This window comes from Streptomyces sp. NP-1717, from assembly GCF_022695985.1.
In the GTDB taxonomy this organism is placed as follows: domain Bacteria; phylum Actinomycetota; class Actinomycetes; order Streptomycetales; family Streptomycetaceae; genus Streptomyces.
In genome coordinates this window covers 1-3,435 of sequence record NZ_JAAPBF010000388.1, presented here as the reverse complement: position 1 = coordinate 3,435, position 3,435 = coordinate 1, and the positions used below count along the sequence as shown (strand labels likewise).

Below are 3,435 nucleotides of genomic sequence, written 5' to 3'. Positions count from 1 at the left end.
CCGGACGTCTCCACCCAGCAGGCCCTGAGCGACCGCGGCTACCGCCCGGTGATCGTGCACTCCCGCGAGGAGGTCGACGCGCAGATCGCGGCGTTCCCCGCGGCGCTCTTCGTGGACCCGCTGACCGGCCCGATCACCAGGACCGCGCTCCAGTCGCTGCGCCAGGCCGCCGTCGCCGCCGAGGTCCCGGTGCTCGTGACGGCCGGCCTCGGGCAGGCGACTCGCGAGGCGGCGTACGGGGCCGACCCCGCCGTGCTGCTCAAGGCCCTGGCGCCGCGCGACAGCGAACAGCACCCGTCGCGCGTGCTGTTGATCGAGGAGAGCGAGGAGATCGCGCTCGCGCTGACGGCGACGCTGGAGCGCCGCGGCATGCAGGTGGCGCGCGCGGGAACGGACAGCGAGGCGGTCACGCTCGCGGGCCAGATGCGGCCGAACCTGGTGGTCATGGACCTCATGCAGGTACGGCGCCGGCGCGCGGGCATCATCGACTGGCTGCGTGCGAACGGCCAGTTGAACCGTACGCCGCTGGTCGTCTACACCTCCACCGGCATCGACCGCGCCGAACTGCCGCAGCTCTCCGCCGGGGAGACCGTGCTCTTCCTCGCCGAGCGGTCCACGAGTGAGGACGTGCAGTCGCGGATCGTGGAACTGCTCGCGAAGATCGGCACCAACTGACCCTCAAGAAGGTCTGTTCGAGGGTCAGTTGGTGCGAAGGCGAAGACAGGCCCTAGAGGCGGGTGACGTCCAGTTCCCCGTCCGCGTAGCGCTTGCGGATCACCTTCTTGTCGAACTTGCCGACGCTCGTCTTCGGCACGGCGTCCACGACCGACCACCGCTCGGGGAGCTGCCACTTGGCGATCTTCCCGGCGAGGTAGGTCTTCAGCGACTCGTAGTCGGCGCTCGCGCCGTCCTTCAACACGACCGTCGCGAGGGGTCGTTCGCCCCACCTGTCGTCGGGCACGGCGACGACCGCGGCCTCGGCGACGTCGGGATGGCCCATGAGCGCGTTCTCCAGTTCCACACTGGAGATCCACTCGCCGCCGGACTTGATGACGTCCTTCGCCCGGTCGGTGAGGGTGAGATAGCCGTCGGGGCTGATGACTCCGACGTCGCCCGTCTTGAGCCAGCCGTCCTCACTGAACTTGTCCTCGGGCTTGAGCCGTTCGGCGTCGGCGCCGCCGTAGTACGCGGCGGCGATCCAGGCCCCGCGCACCTCCAGCTCACCGGCCGACTCGTTGTCCCACGGCAGGGTGTCGCCGCCGGGGCCGGTCAGCCGGGCCTCGACGCCGACGGGGAAGCGGCCCTGCGTGACGCGGTAGGGCCACTCCTCCTCTGCGGTGAGACCCGCGGGCGGGTTGGACGTCGTACCGAGCGGCGAGGTCTCCGTCATTCCCCAGGCATGGCAGAGCCGTACGCCGAGCTTGTCGTACGCCTCCATCAGCGCGGGCGGACAGGCCGAACCGCCGATCGTGACACGGACCATGGAGCTCAGATCGCGCGGTGTGGCGGTGACCTCGGCGAGGAGACCCTGCCAGATCGTCGGCACGGCGGCGGCGTGCGAGGGCTTCTCGCGCTCGATCATGTCGGCCAGCGGCGCCGGCTGGAGAAAGCGGTCGGGCATCAGCATGCTGATGCCGGTCATGAAGGTGGCGTGCGGCAGGCCCCAGGCGTTCACATGGAACTGCGGTACGACGACGAGGGTCGTGTCCTTGTCCGTCAGCCCCATCGACTCGGCCATGTTGACCTGCATGGAATGCAGATAGATCGAACGGTGCGAGTAGACGACGCCCTTGGGGTCGCCGGTGGTGCCGGAGGTGTAGCACATGGCGGCGGCGGTGCGTTCGTCCAGCTCGGGCCAGTCGTACGTGGTGGGGCGCCCGGCGATCAGGTCCTCGTACTCGTGCACCCGGACGCGGCCGTCGGTCGCGGCGGCGGCTTCGGCCAGCGGCCCGCGGTCGCCGGGGCCGGAGACGACGACGTGCTCGACGGTCGGCAGATGAGGCAGGAGCGGCACGAGGAGCGGCAGCAGCGAACCGTTGGCGAGGACGACGCGATCGGCGGCGTGGTTGACGATCCAGACCAACTGCTCCGGCGGAAGGCGGAGGTTGAGCGTGTGGAGGACGGCTCCCATGGAGGGAATCGCGAAGTACGCCTCGACATGTTCGGAGTTGTTCCACATGAGAGTGGCGATCCGCTCGTCACCCGTGACACCGAGTTCGTCGCGCAGGGCGCCGGCGAGCTGTGCCGCACGCGCGCCGACCTCCGCGAAACTGCGGCGCTGCGGCTCACTCTCCCCGGTCCAGGTGGTGACCTGCGATTTCGCGTGGATGGTCATCCCGTGGTGCAGGATGCGGGTCACTGTCAGCGGTACGTCCTGCATGGTGCTCAGCACGGCGTCCTCCCGGTGGGCGCTGGCGCTACGCGACAGAAGCGCGGCGTGTCGACAAGCTGTGCGGCGATTCTGCGCACATACCGCGTGGTATGTCACTACCCGGGAGTAGAAAACAAGGCCCCGACTCGAAGGCCCGACTCGGGCCACTCAGCGGACGGGCACCAGCTCCGGGTCCTCGCGGAGCTTCCCGAGCGCCCGCGACACCGCGCTCTTCACCGTGCCGACGGAGACCCCCAGCACCTCGGCCGTCTGCACCTCGCTCAGGTCCTCGTAGTAACGGAGCACCACCATCGCGCGCTGCCGGTCCGGCAGCTTCATCACCGCGCGCCACATCGCGTCGTGGAGCACCCGCTCCTCGGCGGGGTCGGGCGCCGGAAGCCCGGTCGGCTCGGGAAGCTCCTCGCAGGCGAACTCGTCGACCTTGCGCTTGCGCCACTGCGAGGTACGGGTGTTGACGAGTGCGCGGCGGACGTATCCGTCGAGGGCGCGGTGGTCCTCGATCCGGTCCCAGGCGACGTACGTCTTGGTGAGCGCCGTCTGGAGAAGGTCCTCGGCATCGCTCGGATTCGCGGTGAGCGAGCGCGCGGTACGCAGCAGCACGGGCCCCCGCGCCCGTACGTACGACGAGAAGGACTTGTACGGCGTGTGCGTGTGCGACTGGGACGGCGGCTGGTGCGCGGAGTGCGCGGGTGGGTGCGAGTTCGGGTGGTACGGCGAATACGAGGCGGCCTTGGAGGCGCTCGCGCAGACAGGCGTGGTCATGGCTTCCACGCTAGGAGCGGGCCCCTCCCAGGGGATCGGCCCCAGGTCCCGAAGCTGCGTCCGCCTCAGGGAGTAGGGGGAGTGCCGGCTCCACCTCCTGAAGGTGGAGGAGCGGTGGACGCTCGTCAGGGTCGGGACGCGTGGCGGAGGGCCGCCGCCGATCTTCGCGTCCTCTCCGTGGGACGGCCGTGAACCCTTGCGGGGACGGGCCCCGCAGGTGGGAGCGGTGCGGGCCGCGCACGCGAGGGCGGTGGTTTCGGAGCCGTACACCTTGAAGGGGA

The 3,435-nt window shown here is 70.0% G+C and carries 2 protein-coding genes and 1 pseudogene; 1 reads left to right on the top strand and 2 read right to left on the bottom strand.

The annotated features are described in order from the left end of the window. Positions 1-675: pseudogene (locus GXP76_RS34715) on the top strand (response regulator); the annotation flags it as partial. A 52-nt stretch (positions 676-727) separates the two neighbouring features. Here GXP76_RS34715 and GXP76_RS34710 read toward each other — a convergent pair. Then, entirely contained in the window at positions 728-2,392 is a 1,665-nt protein-coding gene (locus GXP76_RS34710) for a long-chain fatty acid--CoA ligase (protein WP_242575596.1), read from the bottom strand. A 147-nt stretch (positions 2,393-2,539) separates the two neighbouring features. Then, positions 2,540-3,154 (bottom strand): SigE family RNA polymerase sigma factor, encoded by a 615-nt coding sequence (locus GXP76_RS34705; protein WP_242575595.1) that lies wholly within the window; start codon positions 3,152-3,154, stop codon positions 2,540-2,542. Positions 3,155-3,435 lie beyond the last annotated feature (281 nt).

Excerpts from the sequence above, each read along its gene's own strand:
- GXP76_RS34705 (WP_242575595.1), bottom strand. The coding sequence starts at position 3,154 with ATGACCACGCCTGTCTGCGCGAGCGCCTCCAAGGCCGCCTCGTATTCG.